This is a genomic window from Photorhabdus viridis (genome assembly GCF_040256935.1).
GTDB classification, from domain to species: Bacteria; Pseudomonadota; Gammaproteobacteria; order Enterobacterales; family Enterobacteriaceae; genus Photorhabdus; species Photorhabdus viridis.
The window spans coordinates 1-16,903 of sequence record NZ_JBEJZY010000001.1 but is presented as its reverse complement, the minus strand read 5'-3'; the positions used below and the strand labels follow the sequence as shown (position 1 = coordinate 16,903).

Genomic DNA, 16,903 nt, shown 5'->3' with positions numbered 1-16,903 from the left:
GAGAAAACGGGGCAAATTTTGATAACGCTTAAGTATAAATATAGTTTATCTCACATTTTTTTGGAGAATTTTACTAAATCTGGTTAATCCGTTAGTGCTGAAACGAATAAAAGCATAAAACATGGTTGCCACATATTTAGCTATACTAAGCGGGTAATGCCGGCATTTCTTTAATGGCCGCAGACTACCGATTGATTAATCAATAAAAACGCTAACCGGTACACCAAAGCGAACTGAGAGTTTACGCATAGCTTCAAGCGTTAACGAACGTTTACCTTTCAAAATACGACTAACAAGGGAACGCGTTCCTATTTCGTCCTCAAAATCAGTCTGATTCAGGCCGTACTGATCCATCAATGTACGCAGAATTGCTATACCGCTTTGTGTGCTAGCAATACGTTCATTGAACTTTGTAAACTCTGGTGCACTACTTTCGTATGTGTCAATTTTAGCCGTAAGCATATCGACCAGCGGACTATCTGGATTGTGCTCGACCAGATATTCTACCAGCTTCATAGCCTCATCATAATCTTTGCGGGAAGTGCTGCCCCCTAAGAGAGGGACAATGCTTACTAGGCCATTTACTGCCTGAATTGCTTCGTTGATCATCATTCTTTATTCCTCCGGTAATAATCCGTCAATTTGTCATATTCTGCATGGGTTGATATGTGCTTGATAAAAATTTTCCCACGCTCAAAATCTGCAAAAAACATCACTCTTAAATTATTGCCGCCAACATCAATGACCCACCATTTTTCCCGATATTTCATCCGATCTAGACTAGGGAATACGCACTTCATTTCATCTGGAGAACTGAACTTTAAGCACTGCAACGACTTATATAGATCATCAAGTGCGGCGGAACTATTTGGGTAGCGGCGTGTAGCTAAATCAAATGGCTCCCTTGAAATAACATGCATTTCCATACCCCATTGTTTCCAATCTGGAAACAGTATACCGCAGGTTTATTATGTTGACAATATGGAAACAAATTATTCTACAGGAACATGGCTGGCTTTCGAAAAAGATTTTCTTTAGACCGAGCAGCCTAACTGAAGGTATGACTTAGGGAGGTTCATTTAATTTATTAATTATCTCCGTTTTCAAGCTACTCTGGTTGGCAAGAGTAGTAGCAAGCATATCCCATTTTTCGTCCTCTAATTTAATCCCGATATCTATTTCATCCGAGGATGAATTAAGTTTGATATCAGTAAAAGTCAGTGTCAGATTATTTGGATTATCTCCGGCACCTCTTAAAGAAATAAGAAGACCAGGGGCATCATTGCCATTCTTTTTCTTTGGTATATTATATTCCTTTAATAAAAATCACTAATTAATTCCTAAGTTATATTAAACCAAAGTGAAAGAATATTTCTATAGTCTATACCCTAAGTAATAGGAAGCATTGTTAAATAGAGAAAGGGAGTTTATTACTTAAATCTCACAATATTGATGAAGTTCTGATAAGTATTTTATACAAATACTCAATTGTAGTTATCTTCCTCACTTCAAACTTATAGCGATAACAAATAGGATATTCAATATAATCAGTCTACCAACGACTGAATGACTACCAGAGGATTCGATAACAATAAACATATCTCCGTATCTGGACAGGACTATTTCCGTAAGAATCAATACCAAGCATTGATTAATCAGCAATATCAATTTAAAAATGAGATATTATTGGAGAGAGAGTAATGAAAAGAGTAATAAAAGACATATTTTTATTCACTGGTTTTATAGTTGGCAATTTAACATTATCTCACGCAGCGATTATTCCAGAGAATACAATGTTGTCAGTTAAGCAAGATATCGTTCGTAATAATGGTTCAGAACCTGCGTCTCTTGATGTCCATAAAGTTGAAAATGATGTTGAATTTAATATTATTCATGACTTTTTCAGTGGATTAGTCAGCACAGGCAATGATGGAAAAATCAATCCTGATTTAGCGACTCGTTGGGAAACTAAAGATAATAAAGTCTGGTTATTTTATTTAAGAGAAGGAATAAAATGGTCTGATGGCTCACCTATTACTGCCCATGATGTTGTTTTTAGTTGGCGACGTTTAGTTGATCCACAAATTGCGTCGCCATACAGTAGTTATCTTGGAAACATGCATATAATCAATGCTAAAGATATTGTTTCCGGTAAGAAAAAAAACGATGAATTAGGTGTTAAAGCATTGAATAATTTGACAGTGGAGATCACATTAGAACAGCCCGTATCCTATTTTTTACAGATGCTAGCTTATCCTGTTATGGTGCCTGTCAGCCAAAAGGCGGTTGAAAAATATGGTGATAAATGGACTCACCCAGATATATTTGTTAGTAGTGGGCCATTTAAATTATCTGAATGGGTGGTTAATGAGAAAGTCGTTGGCGTCAGGAATTCTCAATATTGGGACAATGTACATACTGTTATTAATAAAGTGACTTATCTTCCCATTGCATCGGAAACAGCAGATGTGAATCGTTATCTGGCCGGAGAAATAGATATAACCAAGAATATCCCCTCAGTTTTATTTCAATCTTTAAAAACTAAATTAGGCAGTCAGGTTCACATTACACCTGCATTAGGGGTTTATTATTACGATTTTAATAACCAAAAAGCACCTTTTAATGATGTCAGGGTAAGACAAGCATTAAATTTGGCTTTAGATAAAGATATCATAGCAAATAAAGTCTTAGGACAAGGCCAAGAACCCGCCTATAATCATACCCCACCCAATACCGGAGAAATGAATTTAGAGCAGCCTGATTATGCATTATGGACGCAGCAGGCAAGAATTGAAAAAGCCAGGCAGTTATTAAGCGCAGCCGGTTATAATAGAGATAACCCATTGAGATTTAAACTTTTTTATAATACATCAGAGGAGCATAAACGAATTGCGATTGCCGCAACTTCAATGTGGAAAAAAAATCTGGGTGCTGATATTGTTTTGCAAAACCAAGAACGAAAAGCCTTGTTGGATGTCATTCATCAAGGTAATTTTGAGATGGTGAGATATGCACGGATTGCTGATTATAATAACCCTGCATCGTTTTTAAATAATTTTGTGACTAATAGTTCTAATAATACTTTCTTATATAGCAATGAAGTTTATGATGATTTGATAAATAAAGCCAAAGAAACAAATGATCGAAAATATTTTCAGCAAGCAGAAAATATTCTGGCAAAAGATGTACCTGCAATTCCTGTTTATTACTATATTGGCGCCAGATTAGTAAAACCTTATATTGGCGGATATTATCTGAGTCCACTCGGTTTTGTGTCGTCGAAAGATCTCTATGTTATTAAGCATTAGCAGAATATGATTATCATATTTAAATGGATATTACGGTTTTAAACAGTTTTATTTGTTTTAGACCGTAATATATTGACAAGCCATAATAGTTTAATATGTTTAAATTGTAAATTACGTATAACCTTAATTTACAATTATATAATTAATATCTGAGCTATATTTACCTAGCATTTCTCTGCACAAATAATCCAAGGCATCATCATCTAAATCACCATCATATTCAATCATAATTATTCCATAATCATCATAGGGATCACCCCAGTTCGCCGGATTAATATTTTTATTAATATAAGATTTAATTTCCTGCTTAATAGATAGAATTGATGTGCTGACAAATATACCAATCATTATCACTTTTGACATAATTTCACCCTGCAATATTCATTTAGAATACAGTTGTGTATTACTTAAAGCTGTTTAAAATTCAACTGGCTTTCAATTGATTAATGTAACCTCTATGTTTGCGAGAAAAAAATTCCCCTAATTAAACAATAGCAGAACTATATAAAAAATCAATCATCAATATAAATATTGATGATTGAATGTTTATTCCATTTTATTATTAGTGGCGCCCTATTTTACCCAACATCTGAAAGCAATATCGGATCTCAGGAATTATCTTGTTAAAACTGACAAACAAGAGCCGTATCAAGGCAATTTCGTTGATAATCATCCCAAAAACCTAGGGGATGATTATCAATATCGCTTTTTAACAGCATGGGTTTTTGCCATCTAAATTGTTTGAACCCCGCCTTTTGGATCGCTGCTTGATATTGTTCACGATTCCAACGATACATAGTGAAAGGGCTGGGTGGTGTGGTAAGAAATTCAGCTTTCACGAGAGTGGTGTCTTTCACCGGCTCTTCACTCAGAATTTTTATACAATAATTTTCATAATTCCCTTTGTCTAATCGATAATCAGGTTCAAAGGTATACGCAATTAGTTTACCGGAAGGTTTGAGATGAGCGGCAATGACACGGAACATAGTTTCAAGATCTTCAATAGATTCTGCATGGCAGAATAACCAGGCTGCATTGACTATGTCAAATTTGCCAAATGACTCCATCTTGCAGACATCTCTTATATGAAATTCGATATCGTCACCGTATTGTTGTGATTTGCTTTTCGCAATTGCTATCATGTTATCTGATATATCGACTCCAATGACTTTTGACGCACCGCCATTTTTGTATTCTCGACTAAAGAGACCATATCCACAGGCTAAATCTAACACCGATTTCCCGTGTATATCTCCTGCCAGATTTAAAATAGTTCTGATTTCTACTTTGATATGGTCAGAAGCATCTGAAAAGCTCTCGTAAAGATGTGCAATAGGGTCATATAAAGTGTCATCTTTCATGTTTTTTATCCTTAGCTAAAGGCCAAAGTGCTTTATTTATCGAAGAGATATATTATTGAGTATTAATTTAATAATTACTTAAAGTTTTCATCTTATCATATATTAATACATTAGTGATGAATTGGATATGATTTTTTATATTATTTAATTTTCGGGTAAATATAAAGAAGAAAATGAATATTTAATACCTATAATATGTTTTGTGAAAACTATTATTCTCATAATAATTATATCGAGTCATCAATTGTTGAATATTCTACTCAATGTCTAATATGGGAACAGAATGGTACTGTTCCCATTTCTTACTTATTGCCATCCAAACTCTATTGTGACTAAATTGGCAGTGTATCTGACATCAATTAGTTCATTTTGTAATTCCACCGGAAGAACATCAAAGGTGTATATCTGGTTATTGAGGTTTACAGTGTCAATAACAATATTAACTACTCCACTACTGCTTAATTTGCGTAACTGGGTGGTTTCATTCACTTTAGTAAAGAAATTATCAATTATGTCACCATGTATCGCATCTAATACTGTAACGTTCAATATCTCATGTTCAAGCCCTGGAATATCATCAACGGTAAAATCAATGGAGCAGTAGTATTCAACTTGACCAAAGTCGATCGACGCCCCTGTCGTTTCGCCTGTAATAACCTTTATCGTAGCCGGAGTAACTAACACTGGAGCCACCACAGTTAAATCTGCATTTTCCAGGTTTGAAGCACTCAACGAATAGTCACCAGCCAGGATGCTTTCCAGCTGAATTGTGCCCATTACCACATTAGCTGATACGGAGTACCCGCCTGCGATAGTAAATAACACAGTAGGTTGAAGATTATCCAATGCAGGATCAGGTGATGCTGCACAGGTAATATTAACCGTGCCATTGAGATCTGGTGCGCTGTCTGCGGCAAAAACAAAGGAATCAAGATATTTATTGGGATCTGTTGTCAAATCACCATTGACACTAATATTTATTGAGTCTGAATCAATAAATATATATGGATTTGGGAAAGTTATTGTTATCGTTACAGAAAATGTATTGGCATCAATAGAGATATTTTGAACATCAACACTCCAATTTTTCCATTCGGAAAATGACAGATTTATATTGGTTGGTAATATTGGAGCCGGAGAAATAAAGTTAAAACTCAGATAGTTATCAATATGAATCTGGTATCCGGTATCATAATGTAAGTTATTGATAATAATGGAGCCATAATACGGTATAGCACCAGGACCCACGACAGCATTATATAAAATACTCACTATAACCTCTGCTATATATCAAAATTGAAATAATATCCCTTGGAGTTTCAGGGACTGTTTTTCCACAATAGAAAGCAGATGAATTAGCTTTCTGAGTAGAAATTGATAATTCAATTGCTCCTGATGAATCTAAATTAAAAAGAGAGAATTAGTATAGTAGAAAATTTAACTTTACTAAATTAATGTCTTTTTTATATATTTTTACGATATGATTTAATATTTTCATCAATCTATATAATTATTCCATATCGATAGTTTTTATCATTCAGGTTATCTGCATAAGAATATACTGCCAAAAACACATCACCATAACTATAAGTAAGTGTTTTTAAGTTAATAAATGCTATCAAAACGCATAGGTTGTTATAGCATGAACCATGTCAAATAAATTAAGAAAATCATATCCTTTTATATTATAAAAAATAATAACAGGCACATTTTAGAAAAACTTTCAATAGCTTAATGTAATTAGATTGTTAATCAATTTATGAAATGGATAATCATATTATATTCACCTAAAATGAATGATTAAGTCCCGGGGCTTTATTTGTCATAGATAAATCATCCTGTCTGATGGAGGACACTATTATGTATAAACATAAAGTGAGAAATATGACTTTAGCCACTACGATAATTGCAGCTTTATTTAATGGTGCCTGGGCTCATGGTTATATTGATAGTCCAGGTAGTCGTGCATTCCTTTGTTCTGCTCAAGGAGATAAACAAAATACGGATTGTGGGCTGGTTAAATATGAACCCCAATCTCTTGAAGCTAAAAAAGGCTTCCCACAAGCAGGTCCCGAAGATGGTCACATTGCCAGTGCTGGTATTGGTCACTTTGGTGAGTTGGATGCCCAAACAGAAGATCGCTGGAAAAAAATCCCTATTACTACCGGTAATATTGAGTTTAAATGGGAAATTGTCATTCAACACAAAACTGCAAGCTGGGAATATTTTATTACCAAACCGAACTGGGATCCTAATAAGCCTTTAACCAGAGAGCAATTTAATAGCACACCTTTCTGTTTTGAGGATTACCAGGAGAAAATGCCAGGGAATCAAGTTATTAATAAATGTACCTTACCAGAAGGATATCAAGGTTATCACGTTATACTGGGTGTCTGGACTGTTGCAGATACCCTTAACGCATTTTACCAAGTCATTGATACAACAATTAATCCTGCCTGATATTTAGTACATATTATATCATAATTTGGGAACAGCATGGTGCTGTTCCTTTTAGTTGGGTTCGCTTGGAAAACGGAAAACATCCTACGTCAAGCTTATTTTTTATACATTCGAGTTGACAACAATTCACGTACTGGCTTGATCTTTTAAGTGTACGGTAATATGGTAAAAGGGAATGAACTGAGATTTGCTCAAAACTTAACTGCCTGTGAGTAAGCGCTTATTGTAGCTCTCTGTTGGATTAAATGGTTTTCATGCCAAATATAAAATAGATGAAATTGTGACTTGATTATGAACCTTTGTTTTTACACGTCTAACTCAAAGAAATACACTTATGCCGAATCTATTTTTTCCAGTTATGTTGACATAAACTTGGTTCATAAAAGCTTCGACTTTAAAGAGTTACAAACTGATGATCCTCAAGAAAACCTACTATTTAAGTTAAATCAGGTTCCATACGTCCCTTCTTCCTATGTTTTTATTGAGGACAGCACCTTCCATATAGATGTTCTTAATGGTTTCCCCTCGCTGTATACTAAATACATTTTATCTTCGTTAGGTATTCAGGGAATTATTAATCTATTAGCAGGAAAAGATAACCGTGAGTGTTATTTCATCAATCACTTGGCACTCAGAACGGAAAATAATAAGGTCGTCTTTTTTTCAGGCACTACAAGAGGGTTATCTATTTCTCTTTCTCCTTTAGAGCTCAGTAATGAAACAGGCTGGTCTGATCTTTGGCAGATATTAAAAGTAACAGATAGTGGGCAGTTCTACAGTCAGTTAACTGAAGGACATAAGTACCTTTTCAACCAACAGAATAATAATACTGATGCCTTTCAACTACTCAGAGAGCATCTTATTGAGAGAGAGTTATAAAACTAGTTTTATTCACGTTACATTAGATGTTTTTTAATTTTATCAATACATGAACGACTATCGCTCACAATAATGATCTTAGATACAAACTGGGAGAGCATAAAAATGTAGCGAAATTGGGGATGTGACTCATTTACGCAGGAATCCTTACGGTACCCGTAGCAGGGAGTACTCACTCTATGTGCCGTTGATAATCCATAGATTGATGCAGAACTCTTACAATAGTGATCCCATTTGCCATTAAACGAAAAAAGATAATGTGTGAAGCAACCGGGAATGCCTTTAGCCCAGGTCGAACATGGCTGTAACTCCGGGCCAGCCTGGGCTCTTCGGCAAGTGTATGAAAAGCTCTGTCGATATCCTTGATATATTGATACGCTTTTTCCAGGCCAAATTTTTGGTAACTGTATTCAAAAATAGCCTCTAAGTCCTGTTCAGCTTTAGGCTTTAGAAAAAAGGTTTTACTGGACATTATGTGCTTTATTTTTCATACGGGTAAAGAAGGTATTTATATCCCACGCTACGGCTTTGCCACTGTTATCACCTTCATCAATTAGCTGACGAAGCGCTTCCAGTTTGGACTCAGCTTGCTTTTCCTGTAACAACCGTAATCCCTCCCGAACAACTTCACTATTAGTTTTGTAATAACCTGATTCGACCAGGCTTTCTACAAAACCCCGTAATTCTTCGCCAGTATCCACTGTCATTGTACGTGATACCATAATACACCTCATTTCAGATCATTAATTAATATTCTATAGTATAAGACATATTCTTACACTCTGGGAGTGTCCTTTATTTTTCGCTTGACTACCGCCAAATATGTGAATAACCCCCATCGATACATAATATGCACCATGCCGCATAATTTACCTGTTTGCTCCCGTCAACCCATCGACGAATAGTGCGGGAGCTCACCCCAATGCGTCGAGCAAAAGCGCTTTGGCTTACTGTAATCAGCCTAAAATAATATGAGGCACACATAACGATGTGTCCTTTGTTATTCGGCCAACATCTTCCCTCACCGATAAACCAGCCGATCTGTCATTAATAAGCCAGCTGCCGATAAGAACGTGATTATCACCGAATTTTGGTAACGGGCTATATTGTTGCACGATGTAACCTTCTTCCCCATAAGGCCCACCGACTTTCTCAATCACCTTGCCATTCTTGTGAATACTGATGTTCGAACCTTCGCGGCTAAATATTGGCTTTATTACATAATGCGTCAAGCGTTTAGCTTTCGGGTCATCAGCAAAGTAAGATTCAAGCAGGTTTGGGTGCCCTGGGAACATTTCCCAAAGCAACGGTAAGATTGATTTGTTCGAGGTAATGCACTTCCACATTGGCTCATACCAGTTAACGCCAGCGGTTGTTAAGTGTTGAGCATACTCTTCGCGAAACATAAACTCCCACGGGTACAGCTTGAATATAGAGTCGATGATTTTACTATTGTTGTCCGTAAACTTGCCGCATTCACTCAGGCCAATATCTTCAACATAGACAAATTCTGTGTGAATACCGGCATCTTTGGCGCAATCAGCCATGTATTCGACCGTACCTCGGTCCTCTTCTGTATCTTTACAACATGCAAAGTGAAGTGTGTTGAATGGCAGGAACGGTTTAAGCTCATAGAAGCGATCCACAAGTAATTCTTGTAATAAGTTGAACTGGTCCGCAGAACGTGGCACTTCTCCACGGTCAACTTTGTCTTCCAGCCACAACCAGCTAAAGAAGCCAAGTTCATAGATCGAGGTCGGTGTATCTGAGTTGAATTCTAATAATTTCGCCGGATTTTTGCCGTCATAGGCAAAATCGAGTCGGCTATACAGGCTCGGATCCTGGCGCTCCCAAGATTCACGAACCAACGACCACATTGTTTCTGGAATTTGGAATTTAGCCATCAATTTGTCGCTACTAACCACTCGCTCTACCGCCTGAAGGCCCAGTTGATGGATTTCCTCTGTCGGAGCTTCAATATGCTCCTCAATCTGCCTGAGAGTGAACTGATAGTAACGGTCTTCCGTCCAGTATGGTTCATCATCAATTGTATGGAAACCAAAACCAAATTCTTTGGCGCGCGTTTTCCAATCATGGCGTGGTGTCGTTGGGACCTGTAGCATGACTTTGACCTCCCGATGCTTCTTGTCATCCTGAATTAACTACCAAAGCTGATTAACCACCCCAGCTTGATCTGGCTGAGGATGTTGAGCCAAAACCACCTTTAGACTTGGTGGTTACGATGGGTTTATTGTAATCAGGGAGCCGGGTGAAACTGTCCTTAGAGCGAGTTGAAGAGCCGCCGTAATAGCCTGTATTAGATTGTTGTTCCCTCTCACGATTTAGGCGTTCTCTATACATTCTTTCCCTATACACACTATCTCTGTTCTTGAGCAGTTCAGATGCTATATAAGCAGACCCTATTGTACCCAGTGTCGAGTTCATACCCGCAGAGGCGTTTGCTGTCCCCGAAGAGATTTCTTGCTTAGGCGGCAGACGGACGGTTGCCAATGGATGCAAATAACGCTGGTTCATCTCGAACTGGATATTGTCCATATCTGAGTAAGAACCAATCACCTTACCATCAGCGAAAAATAGATTGCCGTACAGGTCGCTATAGCTTGATGTTGAAGTGAAAATGGGTTGATAGAATACATTACGGTATTTGTCAGAAATGTTGTATTCATTGAAATACTCAGGCTTGACATCCGCCATCATGAAGGCAGCCATCTTTGGTCGATAACCAAGCTTGCCCGGCATTTCTTCACACTCACCGTATTCAAGTTTGCACATTGCTTCTTGTCTGAATTTCTGCGATGTCCGATCTGCTTCACGCAATGCTGCCTTATACGTGGTTTCACATTCAGCAGCAATCGTATTCTGTGGATCGTTCTGACAAGCCGCTAAATCCTTATAAAGCTTGATTGACAGTTCATCCATCGATTGACCGCAGCCAACTAGCGAACCAATACTGAGCGTTAGCGAAGTCAGTGAAAAGGTACGCCAATATTTACGTTTGCTTTCAATGTTGATGCCTGTGCTGCGCATTCTGCGTCTTTTGTTCTCGTTCGTCATACAGCCTCTGGATTAGTAAGTCATGCAAGCTGCGTTTAGAAGACCAACAGAGATTGAAACTGCTGCCAGAACTATAGCGGCTGGGATCTCATTGTTCTCAATGCGGGATACAATTTTCGGCATCATGAATATGCGAACCATGAAGAAACCGGCAATCTGCGCCAGTAGTGCAACAACACCCCACATCACGAAATCAGTAATGCCTATAGAGTTGCTCGCTGCACTCGCAATTGCGATGGTATAACCTACCAGAGCGCCGCCTAGCGATACTGCGGCGGCCGTATTTTTTTCTTCTTTGATCAACTTCCATTCATCCTGTGGAGTCACCATGACATAGATGAATTTGAATACAATGAAGAAAACAAGCGCCAAACCAAAACACAAGCCAAAGTTGGTTACACTATCAATAAATTGAGTTAAAGCTTGTTCTTCATCTGCGAGTGTAATCATTTATGCTACCACTTTAAAATCTGTTTGATTAAGTTGAATACCGGTGCTTTTTACCATCAGCCGGTCTAAGTTGTTGCCTATAATCTTCTCTTCGCCCGCAATCAACAGCTCCTCTGTCCTGTTATCTGAAACCTGGCGAGTGTAAACCATCATGAATTGGTCAGTTTCAGTCATGGCGCCGTTCTTATGGTAGGTTTTCTCAGTAATAGCGACAGGTTTCGTGTTGTCCCACAACCGGGAAAACTTGGTACCGTCGAGGTCATATTGTCCGTTCGGTGTGACAATACCGCTTTTAATCAGTGCATCCCATTGAGTTTGGGCGTCGATCGGCCTGGTTTCGTAGAAGTACCAAAGGCTCACCTCTTTCACCCCATCATCGCTTTCGTTTTCTTGAAGCACTTGGAGGTAGCCTTCATCATCGGTGTAGTAGCGAACCAAACGTACATTATCACCAAGATCGACAACACCGACAGAGCATATAAGCTGAGTTGAAGCAGCGTTTTCGATGGTAAGGTCAGACTCGATCAGTTTTAGTATCAGCGGGTCTATCTCAAGTGCGCCGCCAATACGCAAACCCAATACTTCTGGTGCCTTCGGACCAACAGACACAATTTCTTTGCTGTTGAATGCTCTCTTAAACGCTTTAGCGATTTTGGAAAACATAGAAACATCCTTTGAATTTACAGAGGAAGATCCCGCCTAAGGAGCAGGATCTTGACTAACAAACCAGGGGGATTACTTGCCAAGAATGCGGGCAAGTTCATCTTCTGCGGACGCGGAGCTTGAGGTAATGCCAGCCTCTTTAAGCCTTTTGTCCAAATCGCTTGAAGTAGCGCTATCGTGAAGCTCTTGTTGGGCCTCAAACTTAGCCGATTTTTCAGCCTGACGCGCTTTGATACGTTCAAGGGAATCAAGCGCAGTAGATGTTTTTGACGACGCGCCAACTACAGAGTTATGGGTTGCGGCCTGGGCTTTCTGTACTTGTTCAGTAGCCTTAACAAGGTCAACTTGATTCTCAAGCTGAGACACTTTTTCTTTAGCTTCTTGCACAGTACGGCGGTGGGTGGCTTCAGCCGTCTTGAAAGCGTCCAGCTGTGATTGCCCTGTTTCCAGTTCGCCACGTAGGCTCGCAACTTTCTGAGCACATTCCAGCGCAAGCCCATTGTCACCTTTATTGGCGGCGGAGCGAGCATGCCCTTCGTATTCGGTGATACTGGCTTTGATAGCTGAAACCTTTTGCTCTGCCATTTTGCGCTTGGCGATAATATTGATCAAACTGTCATCCGCACGGCGGATTTCTGCTTTAGCCTCACGAATTTCCTGATCAAGAATGGTTAATGCATTCTCGTCAGCTACCGCTTCTACCGCGTTATTTACCGTGCCTTTGATTGCTTTGAAAAGCTTCTTCCATACACTACTCATTGATATTTACCTATACTGTTATTTCAGAAACTCAGAATATGCATCAAGAAGTTCATTGATGTTGGTGAACAACATAGAGACTTCGATGACAACACTCTCCACTTTTGATTCCGAAGACAGAGCGCCAAAAGCGGTATAATAAGATTGACCATCTACTTCGGTAATTCCAACAGAGGTCAGAGGGATCATCTTATGTGTTTCTAAAATGAATTTATTTAAGGCGGCAGTATCCGAAACATGCTCTTCCGAAAATATTAACGCTTCCACTGTGATTTGTTTTCCACAAATTGCCAGATGTGCCTTAACACCATCTTCATTAGTGATAACAAGGCACTCACCTGTTTGCTCTACAGTCCAGTTATTATCAGACTTTTTAAGAGCGGTAATGACTTGATTTAATTCCAAGCTATCTACTCCAATAGTTTGCGTGATTTTTCAGTAACACGCCATATGTTACGTTCAAGTGATTATAAATTTAGCACTTAATCACATTAATTTTAACAACTATTATACTTAAATAAATAGTAGATCACTTAAGGAATTCAATTTAGTTTGGTTTGAGAAATCTGAACTTTTATCAACTCAACCACCGAAAGTACGCAATGTCAGCCAACAAGCCGTAATGAACAGAATGACAGCAACAACACATTCCATAATGCAACGCTGCCAGGGTTTCGATATGCAGGTCGAGAACCAGCGTGAGCTATAGGCCAAGCCGTAGAACCATATGGTCGAGGCCGCAAGCGCGCCAGCCACGAACAAAATCCGATGATTGGCAGGGTAAGGCGCTGCTGTTGAGCCCAGGATAACAACAGTTTCCAGCAGAGCTAAAGGATTAAGAAACGAAAGACCAAGCCCGCGTTTCACCATATTGAAGGGACGGGTATTCTGTTGCTCGCCAAGGGAAACAATCGCCCCACCCTCATTCATAGCCCGGCGCCCCGCCTGGAATGTCAGGAATAGCAGGAACATTACTGTGAGTAACGTCAAAGCCACCGTAATTCCCCGGTTTAACGCAATGATACTTCCAACACCCAACGCACCTGTGATAATTAGGATTACATCGCAAATCACAAAAACTGAAGCGAGCAAACCAACACGGTCGTTCAACAAGCCAACCCGGAGGATTTCCATGTTTTGAGGGCCAATCGAAACAACAAGCCCTAAGCAAAGAATAAAACCATTAACTAATGCTAACATAATCTTTCCAAAGTATTGTTTCCACCAGATAGAATCACCTCTTCCACATCAGGATGCATACTCAAAGCAACATTAACACAGTAAATTAACTTGCTGGCAAGTCGCGATGATACCTCTAAGCATAGGATAAGGAATGTTATTGCTCTATTAACACCATCACAATTATTAATTAATTTTATGATTATATGAGAATGTTCAGATGTAGACTTTAGAAAGAGGTTTATTTTTTCTTTACTAAAATTTCTTTACCTATATTTTGCTCTGTTCTGACTAAAATATCAGGAATACTATCAGTCGGGATTATAATCATTCTAACTATGCACGATATTGAATATTCTATAATTAATATCTTTCTCGGCGATGTATTTTTGAATGGTGGTAGATCATCTAAAAACGGTGGTTATAATTATCTCTCAGCAACAGAACCGAAAATGTATGAACGTGGCCCGACTCAAATTACCTTACAGGTTAAATCGGCAGGACGGTATCGTTTAAGAATGTATTATGCTTATATGGCAGATTCATTCAATTTTGATTCGGCAGTTCAAATGAAGCTAGAAAAATCAAACAGCACTATTTTCGATAAAAATATCAAATTCTTTACCGAAAGAGTTTTAACACCTTATAAATCAGGTTCAAACTACGGGCCGGTTGTATATCGGACAACTGAGGTTGATTTAAAGGCTGGGCCTCTATTGTTAACATTACATGAAGAAGAAGGTAAACGTCTATCTGGTCAGGGGTTAATTCAGCATATTGAATTTTTAGGACTATAATATTGCATGAGATTGTTACCGAGACCTTGGTAACAATCTCCTTCCCTTTATCTCTTAATTTCTTGCTGCTCTTGCCAAATAGCATGCAGTTTTGGCGGAGTAGCAAATTTTTTTTTGTTCATGCTTTGACCTCAACGCTCACAACCACCGCTCTTTACGGCAGCCGCTTGAGGTGGTTTGAAGCCAGCTTCCGACAGCAGACTTCGGTGGGCCGACCACCATCTCCTCCTGAGCTTATGCTACATACTGGCTGCATTCCCTATGCTGCTAGTTTGTATGCCTGCGGCACACTTTCTATCAAAAATCGCCTTCTTAACATCAGCTTATCCCAGAGAGATAACGCTTTTGCCTTCATATGCCCCGATTTACCCAGATAGGGGTAATGGGAGCGAAACTACAATATGACGACATTTGTGGTATACAGGAGTAAAATCATCTGCATCGGTTGCCCGGTAAAAGCCGGGCAAAAACCACACAAACGACTTGTTAATAAGTTTCTTAGTGCTATTATAAAACCTATAAAAAGGTTCTTTTGTAGCGAGGGTTTTATGCCAACGACCATTCTTAGTACAACAACGGCCAGCATCACTGAGTTGAAAACAAACCCGATGGCAACAGTCAACTCAGGAGATGGGTATCCGGTTGCGATTTTGAATCGTAATCAACCTGCGTTTTACTGCGTTCCTGCAGAGTTATACGAACAAATGTTAGAGTTTATTGATGACCAGGAACTAGCAAATCTGGTCAAAGAGCGTTCAGAACAGACATTGCATGATGTCAATCTGGACCGTTACTTATGATCTACAAAGTTAAGTTCAGAACTGATGCGCTTAAGGAATGGAATAATCTTGATCGTTCCATTCAACAGCAGTTCGCTAAGAAGCTTAAAAAATGCTCTGAGAATCCCCATATTCCCTCTGCCAAGCTGAGAGGAATGCCGGACTGCTACAAAATTAAACTCAGGTCATCTGGCTTCAGACTTGTTTACCAAATCCTTAATGATGAGCTAATCATTGCTGTTGTTGCTGTCGGAAAACGTGAACATAGTGAAGTTTATAACCTCGCCAGTAAACGACTCAGATAACATATCAGGACGATGCATATGACGGTTAAACATATCAAAAAAATGGTCTGTCGCGTTAGTGGGAACACTTTCGGCCATGTATTTAGTATTCTGCCTTCCAATACACATCGCTTTAGCTGGCTTCATATATAAGTATGTGAAGTATTATGGTTTTCAAAAATCAGATATTACACTCTGGGTGATTATTTGGGTTTCTTTAGCATTAATAGGCGCGCTAATATTTTCTATAATCTCCAGACAAAAACGCAACATCAGCGCCTTCACCTCTTACTTTCGAGATACTCATTTCAATGAGGCATTGCCATCCAACATAGCAAAAAGTTGGACTGGCCTGAATTATCTGGCTCTCGATGCAAAAAATGGGACTCTTCTATACATTAATCATCCAGACACCACCATCTTTAATTTCTTCTTACGTGACTGCTCCCCGCCCTGTCGGGCGAGGCTTCCCACTTCCTAGGCCGCAACCGTCTGTGTGACGGATTTACACTGGCCTCCATGGGCAGAAACGACGAGTCCCGCCGCTTGTAATTCCAGTATTCCCTTGCGTTCGATGTTGATCGCCGCATTGATATCGCGGTCATGCTCTACTCCGCATTCAGGACATTGCCAGATGCGTTTATTTAACGGCATCTCCGACATTTTGTGACCACAGCAGTGACAGGTTTTCGAACTGGCGAACCATTGATCCAACTTCACCAGATGCACTCCTTTCTCTGCTGCTTTGTATTCCAGTTTTGCGACGAATCCAGACCATCCAGCATCGCCTATCGCACGAGCCAGATGGTGATTTTTCATCATATTTGCCGCTTTCAGCGTCTCGACAATTACCGCTTGGTTTTCGTCAACAATTGCGCGAGATAATTTATGCTGGAAATCGGCGCGGGC

At 39.1% G+C, this 16,903-nt stretch carries 21 protein-coding genes; 6 read left to right on the top strand and 15 right to left on the bottom strand.

Annotation, left to right across the window (positions count from 1 at the left end):
* Window positions 1-195: 195 nt before the first annotated feature.
* The gene (locus tag ABR397_RS00105; protein WP_350303924.1) at window positions 196-612 is read right to left on the bottom strand and encodes a helix-turn-helix domain-containing protein; all 417 of its coding nucleotides are present in this window, start codon (window positions 610-612) and stop codon (window positions 196-198) included.
* Window positions 609-920 carry a type II toxin-antitoxin system HigB family toxin gene (locus tag ABR397_RS00100; protein ID WP_350304060.1) on the bottom strand — a complete coding sequence of 104 codons (312 nt, stop codon included), beginning with the start codon at window positions 918-920 and terminating at the stop codon, window positions 609-611. The genes ABR397_RS00105 and ABR397_RS00100 overlap by 4 nt, the downstream gene beginning before the upstream one ends.
* Before the next feature lie 780 nt (window positions 921-1,700).
* Here ABR397_RS00100 and ABR397_RS00095 point away from each other — a divergent pair.
* On the top strand, window positions 1,701-3,308 hold the full coding sequence (locus tag ABR397_RS00095) for an ABC transporter substrate-binding protein (protein WP_350303923.1): 1,608 nt from the start codon (window positions 1,701-1,703) through the stop codon (window positions 3,306-3,308).
* 123 nt (window positions 3,309-3,431) lie between these two features.
* Here the strand turns inward: ABR397_RS00095 and ABR397_RS00090 are convergent, their stop codons facing one another.
* The 3 genes from ABR397_RS00090 to ABR397_RS00080 all read right to left on the bottom strand — a co-directional run bounded on the left by ABR397_RS00090 (window position 3,432) and on the right by ABR397_RS00080 (window position 5,941).
* Entirely contained in the window at window positions 3,432-3,671 is a 240-nt protein-coding gene (locus ABR397_RS00090; protein ID WP_350303922.1) for a hypothetical protein, read from the bottom strand.
* Window positions 3,672-3,931: 260 nt separating this feature from the next.
* Window positions 3,932-4,669, bottom strand: a complete 738-nt coding sequence (locus tag ABR397_RS00085) for a class I SAM-dependent DNA methyltransferase (protein WP_350303921.1) — start codon at window positions 4,667-4,669, stop codon at window positions 3,932-3,934.
* A 306-nt stretch (window positions 4,670-4,975) separates the two neighbouring features.
* A complete protein-coding gene (locus tag ABR397_RS00080) occupies window positions 4,976-5,941 on the bottom strand; it encodes a hypothetical protein (RefSeq protein WP_350303920.1) in 966 nt (321 codons plus the stop codon).
* A 588-nt stretch (window positions 5,942-6,529) separates the two neighbouring features.
* Between ABR397_RS00080 and ABR397_RS00075 the strand changes: the two genes are divergently transcribed.
* Together ABR397_RS00075 and ABR397_RS00070 are read left to right on the top strand one after the other, a co-directional pair.
* On the top strand, window positions 6,530-7,129 hold the full coding sequence (locus ABR397_RS00075; protein WP_350303919.1) for a lytic polysaccharide monooxygenase: 600 nt from the start codon (window positions 6,530-6,532) through the stop codon (window positions 7,127-7,129).
* Between the two features lie 291 nt (window positions 7,130-7,420).
* On the top strand, window positions 7,421-8,008 hold the full coding sequence (locus tag ABR397_RS00070; protein ID WP_350304059.1) for a non-canonical purine NTP pyrophosphatase: 588 nt from the start codon (window positions 7,421-7,423) through the stop codon (window positions 8,006-8,008).
* A gap of 172 nt (window positions 8,009-8,180) precedes the next feature.
* Here ABR397_RS00070 and ABR397_RS00065 read toward each other — a convergent pair whose 3' ends face one another.
* The 9 genes from ABR397_RS00065 to ABR397_RS00025 form a co-directional block, all read right to left on the bottom strand.
* Complete coding sequence (locus tag ABR397_RS00065; protein WP_350303918.1) at window positions 8,181-8,480, bottom strand: type II toxin-antitoxin system RelE/ParE family toxin; 300 nt, start codon at window positions 8,478-8,480, stop codon at window positions 8,181-8,183.
* Complete coding sequence (locus tag ABR397_RS00060) at window positions 8,470-8,730, bottom strand: type II toxin-antitoxin system ParD family antitoxin (protein WP_350303917.1); 261 nt, start codon at window positions 8,728-8,730, stop codon at window positions 8,470-8,472. Before ABR397_RS00060 ends, ABR397_RS00065 begins: the two co-directional genes overlap by 11 nt.
* A gap of 234 nt (window positions 8,731-8,964) precedes the next feature.
* Complete coding sequence (locus ABR397_RS00055; protein WP_350303916.1) at window positions 8,965-10,131, bottom strand: glutathionylspermidine synthase family protein; 1,167 nt, start codon at window positions 10,129-10,131, stop codon at window positions 8,965-8,967.
* Window positions 10,132-10,183: 52 nt separating this feature from the next.
* Window positions 10,184-11,083, bottom strand: a complete 900-nt coding sequence (locus ABR397_RS00050) for a DUF1190 domain-containing protein (RefSeq protein ID WP_350303915.1) — start codon at window positions 11,081-11,083, stop codon at window positions 10,184-10,186.
* A 12-nt stretch (window positions 11,084-11,095) separates the two neighbouring features.
* Window positions 11,096-11,533: a DUF350 domain-containing protein gene (locus ABR397_RS00045; protein ID WP_350303914.1), complete on the bottom strand. Its 438-nt coding sequence runs from the start codon at window positions 11,531-11,533 to the stop codon at window positions 11,096-11,098.
* Window positions 11,534-12,196: a YjfK family protein gene (locus ABR397_RS00040; protein WP_350303913.1), complete on the bottom strand. Its 663-nt coding sequence runs from the start codon at window positions 12,194-12,196 to the stop codon at window positions 11,534-11,536.
* 72 nt (window positions 12,197-12,268) lie between these two features.
* On the bottom strand, window positions 12,269-12,955 hold the full coding sequence (locus ABR397_RS00035) for a PspA/IM30 family protein (protein WP_350303912.1): 687 nt from the start codon (window positions 12,953-12,955) through the stop codon (window positions 12,269-12,271).
* 18 nt (window positions 12,956-12,973) lie between these two features.
* Window positions 12,974-13,360 (bottom strand): DUF2170 family protein, encoded by a 387-nt coding sequence (locus tag ABR397_RS00030; RefSeq protein ID WP_350303911.1) that lies wholly within the window; start codon window positions 13,358-13,360, stop codon window positions 12,974-12,976.
* Between the two features lie 177 nt (window positions 13,361-13,537).
* Window positions 13,538-14,155: a LysE/ArgO family amino acid transporter gene (locus tag ABR397_RS00025; protein WP_350303910.1), complete on the bottom strand. Its 618-nt coding sequence runs from the start codon at window positions 14,153-14,155 to the stop codon at window positions 13,538-13,540.
* A 317-nt stretch (window positions 14,156-14,472) separates the two neighbouring features.
* On the opposite strand from ABR397_RS00025, the gene ABR397_RS00020 reads away from it, so the two are divergent.
* The 3 genes from ABR397_RS00020 to ABR397_RS00010 all read left to right on the top strand — a co-directional run bounded on the left by ABR397_RS00020 (window position 14,473) and on the right by ABR397_RS00010 (window position 16,015).
* Window positions 14,473-14,931, top strand: a complete 459-nt coding sequence (locus tag ABR397_RS00020; RefSeq protein ID WP_350303909.1) for a hypothetical protein — start codon at window positions 14,473-14,475, stop codon at window positions 14,929-14,931.
* 548 nt (window positions 14,932-15,479) lie between these two features.
* Entirely contained in the window at window positions 15,480-15,731 is a 252-nt protein-coding gene (locus ABR397_RS00015) for a type II toxin-antitoxin system Phd/YefM family antitoxin (protein WP_111967997.1), read from the top strand.
* Window positions 15,728-16,015 carry a type II toxin-antitoxin system RelE family toxin gene (locus ABR397_RS00010; protein ID WP_350303908.1) on the top strand — a complete coding sequence of 96 codons (288 nt, stop codon included), beginning with the start codon at window positions 15,728-15,730 and terminating at the stop codon, window positions 16,013-16,015. Before ABR397_RS00015 ends, ABR397_RS00010 begins: the two co-directional genes overlap by 4 nt.
* 456 nt (window positions 16,016-16,471) lie before the next feature.
* Here ABR397_RS00010 and ABR397_RS00005 read toward each other — a convergent pair.
* Window positions 16,472-16,903, bottom strand: a 432-nt coding sequence (locus tag ABR397_RS00005; protein WP_350303907.1) for an RNA-guided endonuclease InsQ/TnpB family protein, incomplete at its 5' end; no start/stop codon positions are given.

Excerpts from the sequence above, each read along its gene's own strand:
- ABR397_RS00105 (WP_350303924.1), bottom strand. The coding sequence starts at position 612 with ATGATGATCAACGAAGCAATTCAGGCAGTAAATGGCCTAGTAAGCATT.
- ABR397_RS00100 (WP_350304060.1), bottom strand. The coding sequence starts at position 920 with ATGCATGTTATTTCAAGGGAGCCATTTGATTTAGCTACACGCCGCTAC.
- ABR397_RS00095 (WP_350303923.1), top strand. The coding sequence starts at position 1,701 with ATGAAAAGAGTAATAAAAGACATATTTTTATTCACTGGTTTTATAGTT.
- ABR397_RS00090 (WP_350303922.1), bottom strand. The coding sequence starts at position 3,671 with ATGTCAAAAGTGATAATGATTGGTATATTTGTCAGCACATCAATTCTA.
- ABR397_RS00085 (WP_350303921.1), bottom strand. The coding sequence starts at position 4,669 with ATGAAAGATGACACTTTATATGACCCTATTGCACATCTTTACGAGAGC.
- ABR397_RS00075 (WP_350303919.1), top strand. The coding sequence starts at position 6,530 with ATGTATAAACATAAAGTGAGAAATATGACTTTAGCCACTACGATAATT.
- ABR397_RS00070 (WP_350304059.1), top strand. The coding sequence starts at position 7,421 with ATGAACCTTTGTTTTTACACGTCTAACTCAAAGAAATACACTTATGCC.
- ABR397_RS00065 (WP_350303918.1), bottom strand. The coding sequence starts at position 8,480 with ATGTCCAGTAAAACCTTTTTTCTAAAGCCTAAAGCTGAACAGGACTTA.
- ABR397_RS00060 (WP_350303917.1), bottom strand. The coding sequence starts at position 8,730 with ATGGTATCACGTACAATGACAGTGGATACTGGCGAAGAATTACGGGGT.
- ABR397_RS00055 (WP_350303916.1), bottom strand. The coding sequence starts at position 10,131 with ATGCTACAGGTCCCAACGACACCACGCCATGATTGGAAAACGCGCGCC.
- ABR397_RS00050 (WP_350303915.1), bottom strand. The coding sequence starts at position 11,083 with ATGACGAACGAGAACAAAAGACGCAGAATGCGCAGCACAGGCATCAAC.
- ABR397_RS00045 (WP_350303914.1), bottom strand. The coding sequence starts at position 11,533 with ATGATTACACTCGCAGATGAAGAACAAGCTTTAACTCAATTTATTGAT.
- ABR397_RS00040 (WP_350303913.1), bottom strand. The coding sequence starts at position 12,196 with ATGTTTTCCAAAATCGCTAAAGCGTTTAAGAGAGCATTCAACAGCAAA.
- ABR397_RS00035 (WP_350303912.1), bottom strand. The coding sequence starts at position 12,955 with ATGAGTAGTGTATGGAAGAAGCTTTTCAAAGCAATCAAAGGCACGGTA.
- ABR397_RS00025 (WP_350303910.1), bottom strand. The coding sequence starts at position 14,155 with ATGTTAGCATTAGTTAATGGTTTTATTCTTTGCTTAGGGCTTGTTGTT.
- ABR397_RS00020 (WP_350303909.1), top strand. The coding sequence starts at position 14,473 with ATGCACGATATTGAATATTCTATAATTAATATCTTTCTCGGCGATGTA.
- ABR397_RS00015 (WP_111967997.1), top strand. The coding sequence starts at position 15,480 with ATGCCAACGACCATTCTTAGTACAACAACGGCCAGCATCACTGAGTTG.
- ABR397_RS00010 (WP_350303908.1), top strand. The coding sequence starts at position 15,728 with ATGATCTACAAAGTTAAGTTCAGAACTGATGCGCTTAAGGAATGGAAT.